At 46.4% G+C, this 15,725-nt stretch carries 11 protein-coding genes and 2 pseudogenes; 6 read left to right on the top strand and 7 right to left on the bottom strand.

Annotated elements, in window-relative coordinates; all coding sequences use genetic code 11:
* Window positions 1-843: pseudogene (locus tag HMPREF1051_RS11025) on the bottom strand (ATP-binding protein); the annotation flags it as partial.
* Window positions 844-1,106: 263 nt separating this feature from the next.
* On the bottom strand, window positions 1,107-5,729 hold the full coding sequence (hrpA, locus tag HMPREF1051_RS11030) for an ATP-dependent RNA helicase HrpA (RefSeq protein WP_003768676.1): 4,623 nt from the start codon (window positions 5,727-5,729) through the stop codon (window positions 1,107-1,109).
* Between the two features lie 128 nt (window positions 5,730-5,857).
* Here hrpA and HMPREF1051_RS11035 point away from each other — a divergent pair, with 128 nt between their 5' ends.
* The 6 genes from HMPREF1051_RS11035 (at window position 5,858) to HMPREF1051_RS11060 (ending at window position 10,615) form a co-directional block, all read left to right on the top strand.
* Entirely contained in the window at window positions 5,858-6,496 is a 639-nt protein-coding gene (locus HMPREF1051_RS11035; protein WP_003768700.1) for an acid shock protein, read from the top strand.
* Window positions 6,497-6,675: 179 nt separating this feature from the next.
* Entirely contained in the window at window positions 6,676-7,449 is a 774-nt protein-coding gene (locus tag HMPREF1051_RS11040; protein ID WP_003768681.1) for a transferrin-binding protein-like solute binding protein, read from the top strand.
* 378 nt (window positions 7,450-7,827) lie between these two features.
* Window positions 7,828-8,607 carry an exodeoxyribonuclease III gene (locus HMPREF1051_RS11045; RefSeq protein WP_003758273.1) on the top strand — a complete coding sequence of 260 codons (780 nt, stop codon included), beginning with the start codon at window positions 7,828-7,830 and terminating at the stop codon, window positions 8,605-8,607.
* Entirely contained in the window at window positions 8,594-8,938 is a 345-nt protein-coding gene (locus HMPREF1051_RS11050; protein ID WP_003768688.1) for a hypothetical protein, read from the top strand. The genes HMPREF1051_RS11045 and HMPREF1051_RS11050 overlap by 14 nt, the downstream gene beginning before the upstream one ends.
* Before the next feature lie 10 nt (window positions 8,939-8,948).
* Window positions 8,949-9,479, top strand: a complete 531-nt coding sequence (locus tag HMPREF1051_RS11055) for an alpha/beta hydrolase (protein ID WP_003768694.1) — start codon at window positions 8,949-8,951, stop codon at window positions 9,477-9,479.
* Window positions 9,480-9,610: 131 nt separating this feature from the next.
* Window positions 9,611-10,615 (top strand): quinone-dependent dihydroorotate dehydrogenase, encoded by a 1,005-nt coding sequence (locus HMPREF1051_RS11060; protein WP_003768690.1) that lies wholly within the window; start codon window positions 9,611-9,613, stop codon window positions 10,613-10,615.
* A gap of 853 nt (window positions 10,616-11,468) precedes the next feature.
* Here HMPREF1051_RS11060 and HMPREF1051_RS11070 read toward each other — a convergent pair.
* The 5 genes and pseudogenes from HMPREF1051_RS11070 to HMPREF1051_RS11085 all read right to left on the bottom strand — a co-directional run.
* The gene (locus tag HMPREF1051_RS11070) at window positions 11,469-11,981 is read right to left on the bottom strand and encodes a hypothetical protein (protein WP_003768672.1); all 513 of its coding nucleotides are present in this window, start codon (window positions 11,979-11,981) and stop codon (window positions 11,469-11,471) included.
* 930 nt (window positions 11,982-12,911) lie between these two features.
* On the bottom strand, window positions 12,912-13,589 hold the full coding sequence (locus HMPREF1051_RS11075) for a tetratricopeptide repeat protein (RefSeq protein WP_003780495.1): 678 nt from the start codon (window positions 13,587-13,589) through the stop codon (window positions 12,912-12,914).
* Complete coding sequence (locus HMPREF1051_RS11080; protein ID WP_050901448.1) at window positions 13,553-14,023, bottom strand: tetratricopeptide repeat protein; 471 nt, start codon at window positions 14,021-14,023, stop codon at window positions 13,553-13,555. The genes HMPREF1051_RS11075 and HMPREF1051_RS11080 overlap by 37 nt, the downstream gene beginning before the upstream one ends.
* A 26-nt stretch (window positions 14,024-14,049) precedes the next feature.
* A complete protein-coding gene (locus HMPREF1051_RS14620) occupies window positions 14,050-14,340 on the bottom strand; it encodes a hypothetical protein (RefSeq protein WP_155815324.1) in 291 nt (96 codons plus the stop codon).
* 760 nt (window positions 14,341-15,100) lie between these two features.
* Window positions 15,101-15,725 (bottom strand): annotated as a pseudogene (locus HMPREF1051_RS11085) (transposase); the annotation flags it as partial.

Consider the following 15,725-nt stretch of genomic DNA (forward strand, 5'->3'; position numbering starts at 1 on the left):
AGAATATTCAATTAAGGTATGAAGCAGACGCAATTGCATAGCAGGGTGAAGCGTTGCGTCCATTTCGTCAATTAACAAAATGGACGCAGGTTGGTCGATATTATGCAGACTTGGAGCATTTTCGTAGTAATAGCGAAGCAGTACCAAATTTTTTAAGATAATAATCGCATTATCTTCACCAACTGATGCTGTATTGGAGTCGATGCCTTCAGTATCGGTCAAATATTCAGTTCGAGTTTTAATATTTGCGATAATCTGAGGGGTTGATTCAATTATTTTGATGCCAGTTATATGCTGGACTAACTGATAGAAAATTACATTATATTCTTCAGGCAACTCTTTTCTTACCCCTTTGACAGGAGTATCGTTCTTCATTTCCCCGAAAGGTAGCAATCTAGCTAAACTTAAATAAACTGTACGTAAGGTTGGCAAGCTTTGGTTTTGGGAAGATGAATATTGAGGAATGAGCCGAAAGCGTGAGTGGGCATTGTCCGCATTATTGTGCCTTCTAAATTCAATAGACTGCCCATCGCTATAATATACTTTAAATAATTCACCACGCTGTCCAGGGGCAGGGTCGTTGTATTCCTTATCACCTTTTGTCAACAATTCGATTTTTGCATTGACTTGAGCAGAAATATTGTTAATCACTTTCAATTCACTTGCGGGTACTAATTGAGTATTAGTGGATTTTTCTGCTTGGAATGCATTGCTGATGAGATATAGGATAGATGATTTACACGTCCCGTTTAATCCTGAAATAATATTGATATGATTGCAAAATTCTAATTCTAAGGGGGCTTTTAAGCGTCGATATTGTGTAAAGGTAATACGTTTAATCATATTTAGGCTGCCTTTTTAGATACAAAGACTATTTTTAATAAAACAACAAGAGTAATTGTAGTTTTATATTGATGTGAAAATTACGGTAAATAATGCTTATTTATGCATTATCTATTCCTAAGTGTATCAGAAAATTGTTTTTTGATTCCATTATGTACTAAATAATGAATAAGGGTAGTAAAAATTTATTCTGTAATTGATTAAGATGGTTGGCAAGGTTGTTCATTTTGCAAGCAGCCCGAAAATTTGTGGGTCATTTTTATTCATTTCTCCTTCGTTTCCCACACCTTCAACAGTCTCTTCACCGACACCGGATACGGCGTCTTCAATTCCTGCGCGAACAGCGACACTCTCAATTCTTCAATCATCCATCTAAACGCGGCGAGATCGTCTGAAACGGGTTGTCCTTGTTTCACCAAGCCGTCGGTTTTTTCCTGCCACATTTGTTCCAGCTCTTGAATATCGGCTTCGCGGGCTGCGTCGCGGGCGGGGTTGCCGCTGTATTTTTCGAGGCGCAGGGTCATGGCTTTGAGGTAGATGGGGAGGCGTGGCCATTGCGCCCACGGGGTGCGGGAGGCGAAGCCGGCGGCGAGCAGGGTTTGCAGGCGTAGTCTTAGGAGGTGGGTGAGCGGGTGTTTGCCAAGTTTGCCGTTGAGTTCGGCGTAGGCGGCGGCGGTTTCCTGCAAGTAGCGGCTGAGGGTTTCTTTGACGGCGGGCAGGCGGCTGCGGGCGCGTTTGATTTGTTCTTTGAAGGCTTTTTCGTTGCGCGGCAGTTCGTCTTCGCCGATAAAGGCGCGGTCGCAGACGGCTTGGGTAAGGTCGTCGCGCAGGGTGTCGGCGTTGATGTGTTTGAGCAGCATGGCGGCTTGGGTGAAGCCTTGGATGCCTTTGTTCAGGTCTTTAACTTGTTCTTTTAGTTGTAGTTTCATGAGTTCTATCACGCCTAATCTGTGGGCTTGTTCGGCGGCGTCGGACGTGTCGAACAGGCGCAGGGCGATGCGGCCGTCTTTTTCTTTTTGCAGGCCGAGGTAGCCGGTGAGCTGTTGTTTGCCGCGGGCGAATTTGATGGATTCGGGCAGGGTGCCGATGTCCCATGCGGTAACGTTGTCGCGCTCGAATTCTTGGGTGTTGTCGCGGAAGGTGGTGGCGGCGGCTTTGCCAAGTTGTTGTTGGATTTGGATTAAATCACGCCCCATGGCTAATTCTTGTCCGCCGTCGTCGATGATGCGGAGGTTGAAATAGCAGTGTTCGGGCAGCCTGAACGCGGCCCATTCGTCTTGGTTGATTTGCTCCAGTATGCGGATGTCGCCTGCGGTTTTGGCGATGGCTTGGGCGAGTTGGGGCAGGATGGGGGCGTTGCGGTCGGGGTTTTGGCTTAAAAATTGGGTGATGAATTCGGGCACGGGCACGCAGATGCGGCGGATTTGTTTGGGCAGTGCTTTGATTTGTAGCTGGATTTTTTCGCGTATCATGCCGGGCACGAGCCATTCGAGGGAAGCGGGGCTGATGCGGTTGAGGACGGTGAGCGGCAGGGTGAGGGTAACGCCGTCGAGCGGGTGGTGCGGCTCGAAGCGGTAGCTGAGTTTGAATTTGCCGTCTGCGGTTTGCCAGTGTTTGGGGAATTGTTCTTCGGTAATGTGCGCGGCGGCGTGCTGCATGAGGTCGTCGCGGCTGAGGAACAACAGGCGCGGGTTGTCGCGCTCGGCGGTTTTGAGCCAGGCTTGGAAGGTGCGGATGTCGGCGAGGGGGAGGGGTTTCAGACGATTTTTTGGGGTTTTGGGTTTGGGGTCGTCTGAAAAGTTTTGTAGGGTGGGTGAACTCGGTTCACGCACGCGGTTGTCCGTATCTTTAGAATCCGCGTGCGTGGCTTGCGCCACACATTCTACGTTGTGCTTTTGAGATTTTAGGACATCTGCTGCATCCGCGCGTGCCAATAAGATGAGTTCGCCGGCAGTCTCAGCATCGGGATAATGCACCAAGCCGGCTTCGTCAAATCGCGCCATTACGCCACTTTGTAATGTTGCCCATTTTTCGGCGGAACCGATGGACGGGTCGCATTGCTGCTCGGCAATCAAGGCAACGATTTTGCCGTGCCATTGTCTGCTGTCGATAGTTACACGGTCACCCAGCAGTATCGGTTGACCGTTGGCGTAGCATAGGGAGTTTTCAGGTAGCCTTTGGGCTTTGGGGTCGTCTGAAACCGTTGAAATTGCGGCACTTTGTTCTCTCTCCTGTGGGAGAGGGTTAGGGAGAGGGCTTGCTGCGGTTGCGGAAAAGTTGGTTTGGGCGGCAACTGTTTTGCCCTCTCCCCGACCCTCCCCCACGGGGGAGGGGGTAGTTTGCTGAGGGTTTGTAGGACGCAGGCCGTCTGAAACCGCATCCGCCGTATAAAAATCGGGCAGCCGTTCGTGATAAAACGCAAACAGCGCTTCATCATCGACCAGCACGTCTTGCTTGCGCGATTTGTGTTCGAGTTCGGTAATTTCCTTAATCAGCTTTTTGTTGTGGACAAAAAAGTCTGCTTTCAAATCGCATTCCTGCGCCACCAGCGCGCTGCGGATAAAGATTTCGCGCGCTTCTTCGGGGGCGATTCTGCCGTAGGACACGGGGCGGCGCGGCAAGACGGTCAGGCCGTAGAGCGTTACCCGTTCGCTGGCGATGACTTCGCCGCGTTTTTGTTCCCAGTGCGGTTCGAAATAGTGGTAGCGGACGAGGTGCGGCGCTTCCTGCTCGATCCATTCGGGCTGGATGGCGGCCACATCGCGGGCATAAAGTTTTGTTGTTTCAACGAGTTCTGCCGCCATCACCCATTTGGGTTTGGCTTTGAACAGGGCGGAGGCGGGGAAAAGGTGGAAGCGGCTGCCGCGCGCGCCGGTGTAGTCGTTGCCTTCGGGTGATTTCATGCCGACGTTGGCGATGAGGCCGGTGAGCAGGGCGCGGTGGATTTGTTCGTAGCCCGCTTCTTTGGCGGCGCGGATTTGGGCGCGGTGTTGCTTCTTATCCAGTTGTTTTTGTTTGAGTTTGGCGGATAGGTCTTGGTCGCCTTGGTTTTCAGACGACGTAAGTTGCTTGACTTCGGGAGGTCGTCTGAAAGCCGCTTCCTTGGTGGTCAAACCCATTTCAATCGCGGTTTGGGCAAGCTGGTGGTGCAGCTCGCGCCATTCGCGCATCCGCAGGTGCGACAGGAAATATTGGCGGCACCACTGCACCAGCTGCTTGTTAGACAAGCCTTTATCGCGCTCGCGCTGGAAACTGTCCCAAATGTTCAGATAGGCAAGGAAATCGGACTGCTTGTCGGTAAAACGCTCGTGCACCTTGGCGGCGGCATCGCGCGCCTCCAGCGGCCGCTCGCGCGGGTCTTGAATCGACAGCGCGGACGCGATCACCAATATTTCCGCCATGCAGTCGTGCTTCTTCGCCGCCAACAAAATGCGCGCGATTTTCGGGTCGATGGGCAAGCGCGCCATTTGTTCGCCGAGTTTGGTCAGTCCGTTGTGTTCATTAACTGCCCCCAATTCCAGCAACACCTGAAACCCATCATTGATATACCGCGAATCAGGCATTTCTAAAAATGGGAATGCCGCCACGTCGCCGAGTTTCAACGCTGCCATGCGTAGGATGACGGCGGCGAGGTTGCTGCGGACGATTTCGGGGTCGGTGAATTCGGTGCGGCTGTTGAAATCTTCTTCTGAAAACAGTCGGATACACACGCCTGCGGAGACGCGGCCGCAGCGGCCGGAGCGTTGGCGGGCGGCGGCTTGGGAGATTTTTTCGACATGAAGCTGCTCCACTTTCGCCCGTGCGGAATAGCGTTTGACACGCGCGAGGCCGGTGTCGATGACGTATTTGATGCCCGGCACGGTGAGCGAGGTTTCGGCGACGTTGGTTGCTAACACGATGCGGCGTTTTACGCCCGAAGGGTGAAAGATTTTGTGCTGTTCGGCATGCGGCAGGCGTGCGAACAGGGGCAGGATTTCGTCGTTGCGGCGCAGTGTGGATTTGCGCAAGGCTTCGGCGGCTTCGCGGATTTCGCGTTCGCCCGGCAGGAACACCAAAATATCGCCTTCGCCGTGTCGCGCCAATTCGTCCGCCGCATCGACAATCGCGTCGGTCAACTCGACTTCCGCGTCGTCTTCGTCTTTGCTGGTCAGCGGGCGGTAGAGGATTTCGACGGGATAGGTGCGCCCGCTCACTTCCAGTACGGGCGCGCCGTTGAAGTGTTGGGAGAAGCGTTCTGCGTCTATGGTTGCCGAGGTGATGATGACTTTCAAATCGGGGCGGCGTGGTAGAAGCTGTTTCAGGTAGCCCAAGAGGAAGTCGATGTTCAGGCTGCGTTCGTGCGCTTCGTCGATGATAATCGTGTCGTAGGCGGCGAGATAACGGTCGGTCTGCGTTTCCGCCAGCAGGATGCCGTCGGTCATCAGCTTGACGCAGGCATCGCACGAGGTGTGGTCGGTGAAGCGCACTTTATAGCCGACCGCACTGCCGATTTCGGATTTCAACTCTTCGGCAATCCGCTCCGCCACTGAGCGCGCGGCCAAACGGCGCGGCTGGGTATGCCCGATTAGCCCCGCCGCCCCGCGTCCGAGTTCCAAACAAATCTTGGGCAACTGCGTGGTTTTGCCCGAACCGGTTTCGCCGCAAATAATCGTTACCTGATTTTCGGCAATGGCTTTTTTGATTTCTTCGAGCTTTTCGTGAACGGGCAGGGTGTTGTCGAACTCGGGTTTGGGCAGTTTGGACAGGCGTTGCAGATAGAGGTCGTGCGATTTTCGGTATTTTTCTTCGACTTTGGACAAGCCGCCGTATTTGTTGGGATTTTTGAAGGCGGAACGTAGGAAGTGGCGGTCTTTGGAGAGGGTTTGGGAGAAGTCGGGATGGGGCATGGTACGGGCGGATGTCGGTGAGAATAAAAATGGTAGTATTATAGCAAACTGGCTTTGCCTAATAGGTATGGGTACTATTTAGACCTCTTTTGCAGGCAGGCTGTATTGTTTAATGAAAAGGAATATCTATGAAAAAGATTTTATGTTTGGTTTTGGCGATGAGTATGGGCAGCGTGGCATTTGCCGCGGAGTACAGAACGAAACAGCCCATTGCCCACGATTGGCTGAAAATCAACGGCAATCAGTTCAATATTGAATCTGCCAACGAACGCGGGCATATATGTGGCGCGCAAGGCAAAATGGATAAGAATAAGGTTTGGAAAGATGGGGAAGGCTGCCAAATATCGTTTCAATTCAAGGGGGATGAGGTAAATGTGGATGCCGAAGGCTGCGAAAATTATTGCGGCGCGGGCGTATCTTTCCCGTCGGAGTATTACAAACTGCCGCAGGTTTGTTCGCAACAAGGTGTCAAAAAGATGGAAAACCGTTTTCAGACGACCTTACGTTCAGGAAAATTCGAACAGGCTGCGGACATCAAACAAAATTATCTGAAACAGTGCGGCGACTTCCTTAATCCGATTGAAACAGTGACTGCCACCAACGATGCTGCCGATGCTTACCGTCAGGCAAACAACAAAGCCGCCTGTATCCAAACTTTGGATGCGGTGCAGGATCATTATGAGAGCCAATTGTTGGATAAGGACTTGGTGAATAAGATTAATGTGCAGATGGAGCGTGACAAAGCTTTGCGCCAACAATGTAGCTGAACGCTGATAAAAAGGTTGTTAGAAGGTCGTCTGAAAAGTAAATGAGTACTTTATGACGGCCTTTATTATTGCCGTTGGTCGTAAAAAATGCTCGTTTGGCATATTTATTACAAAGTCATATTGTTTGTGCTTAGAATGCGTTCCTGTCTTCGTCAGATAACAATTTTAAGAACAAAATTATGAAAAAATATCTTGCTTTGATGTGTGTTGCAGCCTTATCTGCCTGCGGTGGCGGCAGCTCCTCCCCCAGTACGCAATCCACGCCGACACAGGCTCCAAAATCTGCCCAAGCCCTGCCCTCGGCAGACGCAGCTTCCGCATTGCCGGTAGCTGTAAAGTCGGAAAAACCGGAATCCGGCAAACAATTTTTCAGCGGAACCAATGCTTCTGATTCCGCAGTGGCATTCAATCATGCCGATTGGAACAAGATTACCGTCGAAGGCGTAGAGGTTGATCTTGCAGCCGTACAAGGCGAGAGTTTTAAAAACGGCTGGCAGGACAGCGTCGGCGGTTCGGAGAATAAACGCCTTGCCAATTTTGGCGGCAATTATGTCCTGCACCACAGCACACCCGATGCGGTTGCCGGCATCGTGAAGACCGCATCGCAAAACAATTACGCTTTCTTCAACGGTAATTTTACCCGTGAAGCAGAAATGCCGAAAATCGGACAGGCGGTTTACGACGTATCGACCGTCAGCGTGCGCGGTACTCTGGCGCAGGCATACGGTACAGGCCGTCTGACTGCCGATTTCGAAAGCAAAAAAGTCAGCGGCAGCCTCGGCTATTTCAACAAAACGCTCACCGTTGATGCGGATATCAACGGCAACAGATTTTCTTCCGTCACCCCGACGGCAGAAATACACGGCGGTTTCTTCGGTTCCGCAGCCGCAGAGACAGCAGGTGTTTATCAGGTCGGTAAAATCGTAGGGACGTTTGCCGGCCAAAAACAATAAAAAGTGAAAGTTGCATTTACTTTTTTACAAGGGGTGCAGACACTCAAAATTTCACGACTTTCGGCATAAATATCAAATGTGTAGCAACGGCACGGTAAAGTTGGTCATCTTACGGGCCTTGTTACTCAAGCAGAAAGTATTTAAAAACGAAAAAAGCACAAAATTTTGAATCGTCGAACCACCCCAAGGGGAAAGGTCGTCTGAAAACGGTTTGGTTATCCGTTTTCAGACGACCTATTTTTATGGTTGACTCGCAAAGGCAATGTTGAAGCGTTCACAAACAGTTGCAGCGAAAAGAAAGAGCGGTTTTGTAGCGACTCCTCTATATCGGTTACAATCCGTTTTTTTCCTCAAACCAATATTCCAAAGCACAAAATTATGCTGAAAATCATCTCCGCCAACGTCAACGGCATCCGCTCCGCCTACAAAAAAGGATTTTACGAATACATCGCCGCATCGGGCGCGGACATTGTCTGCGTGCAGGAACTCAAAGCGCAGGAAGCCGATTTGTCCGACGAAATGAAGAATCCGCACGGGATGCACGGCCATTGGCATTGCGCCGAAAAACGCGGTTACAGCGGCGTGGCGGTGTACAGCAAACGCGCGCCTGACAATGTGCAAATCGGTATGGGCATTGAAGAATTCGACAGGGAAGGGCGGTTTGTGCGCTGCGATTTCGGCAAGCTGTCGGTGATTTCGCTTTATCTGCCCAGCGGCACCAGCGCGCCGGAGCGGCAGGAATTGAAATACCGCTTTTTAGATGCATTCTATCCCATGCTTGAAGCCATGAAGGCGGAGGGGCGCGACATTGTCGTTTGCGGCGACTGGAACATTGCCCACCAAAACATCGACCTGAAAAACTGGAAAGGCAACCAGAAAAACTCAGGCTTCCTGCCGGAAGAGCGCGAATGGATAGGCAAAGTCATCCATACGCTCGGCTGGACGGATATGTGGCGCACGCTTTATCCCGACAATCCGGGCTACACTTGGTGGAGCAACCGCGGACAGGCGTATGCGAAAGATGTCGGATGGCGCATCGACTATCAGATGGTTACGCCCGAACTTGCCGCCAAAGCGGTGTCCGCGCATGTTTATAAAGACGAGAAATTTTCCGACCATGCACCTTTGGTAGTGGAGTACGACTATGCTGCCCAATAAAGTTTTCGGCAAATACGATTGGAATGTGAACGGTAAAACCGGCATAGGCGCGGCATGGGTGGTCGCCGCGTTTGTACTGCCTATGCTGGTGTGGACGATATTCATGCTGGCGCGGATGTCCGGCTGGGTTGAAATGACCCGCGCCAATCCGCTTTGGGCGTTGGTGTGGCTGCTGTTTTCGCTGCCCTGCCTCATGATTGCCGCCAAGTGTTTCGGCTGGAAAGGCTGGCGGTTGATTGCCAACATCCTGATCTGCCTCGCCACCTGCGCCGTTTTAAGTGTCCCCGCCGTGCTCTTGATTACCTTTACGCTCAAAGATTTGCTCAAATAGGTCGTCTGAAATGCGAACTTTCGAACTCGAAGACCTGACGCTTTTCTTGATACGCGACGCGGACGAGGCGGAAATGTGGATAGACCGCTGGGCGGTCAGCTATCCCGTCGTCCAAACCGCTGCCGCTTCCGCCAGCCAAAGCATCGCCCAATGGCAGGCAAACCTTCAGATGGCGTTTGCAGGCATCAGCGGCGAACACATCGCCGTCGTCGCTCACGGTGCAGGCGTGTCCGCCTTTTTGGCATGGCTCTACCAAACCGACATCCTGACGCAGAAAAAGATCGTCAACATCATCCTCGTCTCGCCGCGCCCCGAAACCTTCCCCGACGATGAAATACACACCTTCCAGCGCGTCCGTTGCCCCTGCCGCACCGCGCTTGTCATCGCCGAACAAAACGGCACGCTGCGCAACTGGGCGGAAGAACGGGCAAACCTGTGGAACGCCCGCCTCCTCCTGTCGCCACACTCTGGCACGCTCAACGGCGCACTCGGCGGCTGGCAATGGGGCATGAAGCTGATGCAGGAAATGCTGTTGAGTTGAACAAAACGCTTGCACGGATAAAGCAGAAAAGGTCGTCTGAAACCGGAAATCAGGTTTCAGACGACCTTTTCGCAGGCGAGTAACAGTTTCGGGTAAAATACGGCGGTTTGCCAATCATCCGAAAGAACCCCATGTATTCCCTAGCCCGCAGCCTGCTGTTCAAACTCGATGCCGAAAAAGCCCACCATTTCACCCTCGACGCGCTCAACAAAGTTTATAAACTCGGTTTACTTCCGATTTTCGACAACCGAACCAAGCCCGTCAAACTCATGGGCATCAACCTGCCCAATCCGGTCGGGCTGGCTGCCGGACTCGATAAAAACGGCGAATACATAGACGCATTGGGCGCACTCGGTTTCGGCTTCCTCGAAATCGGCACGGTCACGCCCAAACCGCAGCCCGGCAACCCGCAGCCGCGCCTCTTCCGCGTTCCCGAACACCAAGGCATCATCAACCGCATGGGCTTCAACAACCACGGTATTGACGCCATGATTCAAAACATCGAAAAAAGCCGTTATCAAGGCGTGTTGGGCATCAACATCGGCAAAAACGCCGTAACCCCCATCGAAAACGCCGCCGACGACTATTTAATCTGCCTCGAAAAAGCCTACGCACACGCAAGTTACATTACCGTCAATATTTCCTCTCCCAACACTAAAAACCTCCGCGCACTGCAAGGCGGCGACGAACTGAGCGCGCTACTCGAAGCCCTGAAAAACAAACAGGCGCAGCTTGCCGCCGCGCACGGAAAATACGTCCCACTCGCCGTCAAAATCGCTCCCGATTTAGATGAAGCACAAATCGAAGACATCGCCCACGTCGTCAAATCCGTCGAAATGGACGGCATCATCGCCACCAATACCACCATCGACAAATCAAGCCTCGGCAGCCATCCGCTCGCAGGCGAGCAGGGCGGCCTAAGCGGCCTGCCCGTGCGCGAAAAAAGCAACCAAGTGCTGAAAACATTGGCGGAACACATAGACGGCAAGCTGCCGATTATCGGCGTAGGCGGCATTATGAACGGCAAGGATGCCGCAGAAAAAATCCGTCTCGGCGCAACCGCCGTCCAAGTGTACAGCGGCATGATTTATAAAGGCCCGGCATTAGTGAAGGATTGTCTGGCAGCGTTGAAGTAAACGCGATTTCCAACATAAGAGGTCGTCTGAAAACCGGTTTAACTGGATTTAAACGGTTTTCAGACGACCTTTTTAACGGAAATTCAGATCTCAATAATCTATTGAAGGATAAATTCCCAAACAATATTATTTGCTATTAAGAAACATAATATTTCCCTTTCAAAGGGGAATTATTTGAAATAACCTGAGGTTGAGGCATACAAGATTTCTCCGCATGAAACTTTATCCGTAATGTCTGTCCCAGTTTTTTACCATCAGGACAGGGGCTTTACATAAAGCGTTACGATGTTTATTCAAATATATTCTCATAAAAAAAAAACAAGCAGTTTGGAGTAAGGTCATCAAATTACCTAAAAATGTCGGATTTCCAGCGCAATCTCCCCGTACCTGTTAATCAGGTAAAGAAATTATATTCAGTTTTAAATTAATCAACCAGATTATGAGAACAAATAGAGTTCCGTAATACATTCCATACATCAAACTTCTCAATTGACTTGTTTTTCTTTCGGTATGAATAAATCCTCCAGAGAATAATAAACAAAATAAAAACATAAAATAAAAAAATGGTTCATGAATAAGTAGTATTAATAGAGTTATTGTCCATATTGCAGTATATATATAAAAATAATTAGGGAAAATATAATTTCTTTCAAAGAAATTCATATCTTTCATTCTTTTTCTCAGTTCTACGTCGTTTTTCCACTCAATAACAAGAAAAATAAAAAGAATGAATAAAGCAATACTTGGCAAGTAGATATTAATAATAGAATTGATGCCCATGTTTCAGTATATGAAGAAAATATAATGGTTTTTTGAATCCTAAACCTGAGATGGTATTTGAATCAGGATTGATCTAATGTGTTTTAACGGTATTTGAAGGACAAAGCTCTAAAGCCTCCTTGGGTCGGAGTGATGTAAACATATAATGTACTAGATCAGGATTGTTTGAATAGTATTTACTGACCAAATAAGGAGAGTTGTTTGAATAAAAATAACAATATAATTTACCATTATCCAAAAAAGGTTGTTTTTGGGAAGTAGGAATATTGAAGTCTTTTAAATAGTCTATCCCTGTTGAAGTTATAGGATAAAGTTGAGAAAGAGGTATTTCATCCGCTTTATTTGCTTCAAAAATAACGATCATTCCATTTGTTTCAACAAAAGTCCTCAAGAATATATTGCGACTGCTTTTGGGAAAAATATCAATGTACCAAGAAAATGATTTGGAATTTAAAAACTCATCAGGAGTTTTGTAATAGAAATCATCATGTTGATCATAGCTGAACATTAATATTATTAATGGTATAAATATAATTGCAGATAGCGTGCCTAAAGAGATTAAAGCTAATTTAATAAATTTCTTCATGGATACACCTTTTTAAGGCGAATTGCTGTTTTAATCAAAGGGCTGTCACGGATAACTAAGGAAATTCAGTTCAAGTCAGACTTATCACTATGAGGAAAAGCCATTAAGCGCGTACAAGCTAAATAGCTCATCGAAACAGTTTGTTGCAGGCGTTATTATCAAAGCAGTAGCCTACTTTTTAATCTGTATTTGATAGGTCGTCTGAAAGTTTTTCAGACGACCTTTATTTAAATCTAACTTACACTTGCTTATTTGGATTATGCTTGTTATTTAGTGAATGATTTTAAAAATATAATCACGAACCAAACACATGTAATATCCATAAAAAGAATTGCAGGCATATGAACTTAAGGTATATGCACTGAATAATAATGTAAATATACTTATGGGTACCGAAATTGGTAAGGTTTTCATATTTCTTATAAAGAGTAAATTTATCAGAGTAGCTACTGAAAACAGACTTGCAATATAGCTTGATAATTTAATGAATGTAAGTAAATATGAAAATAATTCTGCATCCATCACTATTGTTATTTTTATGAGCCATACGGTCAAAAATATCAATGACGGAAGATTTAGCAAAATTTGAGCAATCAGTAAGAAGTAATTTTTTTGCTTCATTTTTTTAATATTCTCAATTTGATCATGAATATCTTTAGTTTACCCCTAGCTATTCTAATAGTATGAAAAACCAACTGTATGATTTATAAATTGTATGATGCGGCGCCATGCCCATAGGAAAGTAAGTCATTCCTACCTTTACACCTAAATGAAAATGAGAATTTTGTATTTCAGTATCTGAATTAGATAACAAACTAACCATTTTCTTCGTGGCAATTTTGGTGCAACTGTAAGTACCTAAATTAGGTCGTCTAAAAGTTTTCGGAAGACCTTTGTGAAAGTTAGGTTTTTTACCTAATCTACGCTTACTCACTCAATGACGGTCAGTTTGCTTTCCCAATATTGCTTTCTGGCTTTATTTTTTGGAATATTTTTGCTACCTTGCTCATATATTTCTATTAATTTTCTAGCAGCTTTGATTTCACCGTTATTGGCTGCACGTTCAAACCATTCCACTGCTTTTATTTCGTCTTTTGGTACATATCTTCCTTCCCAATACCACAATGCCAAGAGAGTTTGGGCCTGTTCTTCTCCTAATTCAGCTGCCTTCATATAATACTCATAAGCTTTTTTCTCATTGATGGGGAAGACATTATTTTTTTCAGAGTACAATACGCCGGCTGCGGCATAAGCGTAGGGTTCATTTTGAGCCAGAGCTTTTTCTAACCATTGCTTAGCTTCCTGTTTTTCAGCTTCTGTTTTGGCGCTTTCAGCCAACTTTCCTGCTAAATCAGCCTGAGCAAAGACAAGATTTAATTCAGCTGCCTTCCGAAGCCACAAAATTGCCTCCTCATTTTTTCCTATTGAAGAATAAATGTTTCCCAAATTGTAAATAGCAGTTTGGCTACCCCCATCGATAGCTTTCTTCATCATGTCTAAAGCTTTTTGGGTATTTTTTGGCACACCTTTGCCATTTAAGTAAGCCACTCCTAAATTCTGATAGGCTTCTGCTACTCCTTGATTTGCAGCAATCTGGTAATATTCCACACTTTTTTGAAATCAATAGGTACTCCTATCCCATGACTGTAAAAATAACCTAAATTTGAATAGGCGATTACATCCCCTTTTTTGATTGCTTTTTGTGTCCATTCAATTGCTTTTTTTTCATCTTTTTTGCCCCCTCCACCAATGGAATATAGCCATCCCAAATTAGATTCTGCTGCGGTATAACCTTGTTTGGCCGCTTTTTCGGTCCAATAAAATGCTTTTTCTAAATCTTTGGGTGCTTCCACGCCATTCAAATATCGCGCTCCTAGGTTATATTGGCTCTGTATATCATTATTTTGGGCACACTGTTCTAACTTAGGTAAGCTGTCCATTGGCTCACAAGTTACGACCTTTTTTTGTTCAAAGTAATTGCAAGAAGAAAGAGCTAAAGCAATTGATACAATATAAATTGTTAGAAAAAATTTATTTTTCATTAATAATCTCTCATTTCAATTCTAGATTACCGTTTTTTACTTGGTGTCCCCAGTTTTTCTGCTTGATTTATGCTCCTATTTGTAAATTCTTTTTTTATCTCTAAACCTATAGTTTGCCTAAAATCTCCCATACCCATTTTTCCTAGGCGGTCGCCTGTTACTGCACCTGCAATATTGCCAGGCACTCCTTTAAGAGTTTCACTTGCTGATTTACCTTGACAAACATAGTCAGAGAAGGCTCCAGAACTAGCAGCTAATCCCACACCAGCGGTTAATTTAAGTTTTGAACTTAATTGTGAGAAGCGTATTCCTGCCATACCAGACGTCACATCTACTGCGTATACACAAGCACTAAACTTACCTTCCTTGGCTTGGTTGGCTGCTGATACTACAGAGGAAAGACCAACAGCTTTTTCAAATGAATCATTGTAAATAATTTTAGGATTTTTTTAGGATGCAATTTGAAATATATATTCACATATATGACAATAATAATTATATATACCATTAGGATTAAATCTTAGAATGGAAAATATATTGAATTCGCATATAATTATACTTGTTAGTATAACAATAATATTTTTTCTCTTGCAAAATAAGATGAGGATGCAACAAAATAATCCAATTATTCCGCTTAGTATTTCTATAAAATATAAAAAAATATGCCATATATTCCTAAAATAAGTTTTGAAGTGATAAATTGTATAAATATTATCAAGGCTGGTATTGTAAATATTATTTGTAATAATAATATTTTATAATAGCTTTCCGTATTGAAATATTTAGTCATATTATTTGACTCCATCATGTTTATTTAACTGATTGTAAATATCACTAGTGCTTCCCATGCTATCGTAAAGTCCCCAAAATCCATGTGTATAAATATTAAAATGTTCATAGCCAATAGGATGCATAATAGTCGTAGAACCGTTACCTTTAAGATTCGTGACTGGCACAGGGGAATACTGAGTACCCTTGCAAGAACGTGAGTCTGATCCTACACTACCCTCACTTGCTTCATCAGAGTGTGAAATTACAAAAATTGTTTTCTTTGTAGTTAGGTTGTCGCATCTATAGTCAATTAAAATTAAAATAGGACAGTAGCGCATCGTCAAATCGGGCGTAATCAGACAATACGGTTCGCAGATACCGCTTAATATTCGCCCACACCTTCTCAATCGGGTTGAGCTCAGGTGAATAAGGCGCAAGAGGCAATACCTTATGTCCCCATTTTTCCGCCATTTTCCGTAAGACACCCATACGGTGAAATCGTGCATTATCTAAAATAATCACCGATTTTTGAGTCAATGCAGGCAGTAGGCATTGCTGAAACCACACTTCAAAAAAGACTCCGGTCATCGTATTTTGATAAACCATCGGAGCAACAGCCGGTTGCCGACTTGTGCGGACACCAGAGATAAGCGTCGGTATCTTTTTCCACTTATCTGCGCTTTCACTATTTGCCCTTTCGGGCTGCGGGCATAGGACGGAACAGGTAGCGGTCAAATCCTGTTTCATCCAAATAAACACGTTGGTAGTCAGAAAATTCGGCCAGCTGTGTCAAATAATGCGTACTTTGGCCGGGTCTTGTTCTTTGTAAGTGGTGGTCTTTTTTTCGCGTCATCCCCATCTGTTTGAGTGCATAGCAAACGGCGGCTGCCGTACAATCAAAATGTTTGGCGATTTCATGCAGATAGGCATC

It is taken from the genome of Neisseria sicca VK64 (genome assembly GCF_000260655.1).
Classification (GTDB): domain Bacteria; phylum Pseudomonadota; class Gammaproteobacteria; order Burkholderiales; family Neisseriaceae; genus Neisseria; species Neisseria sicca_B.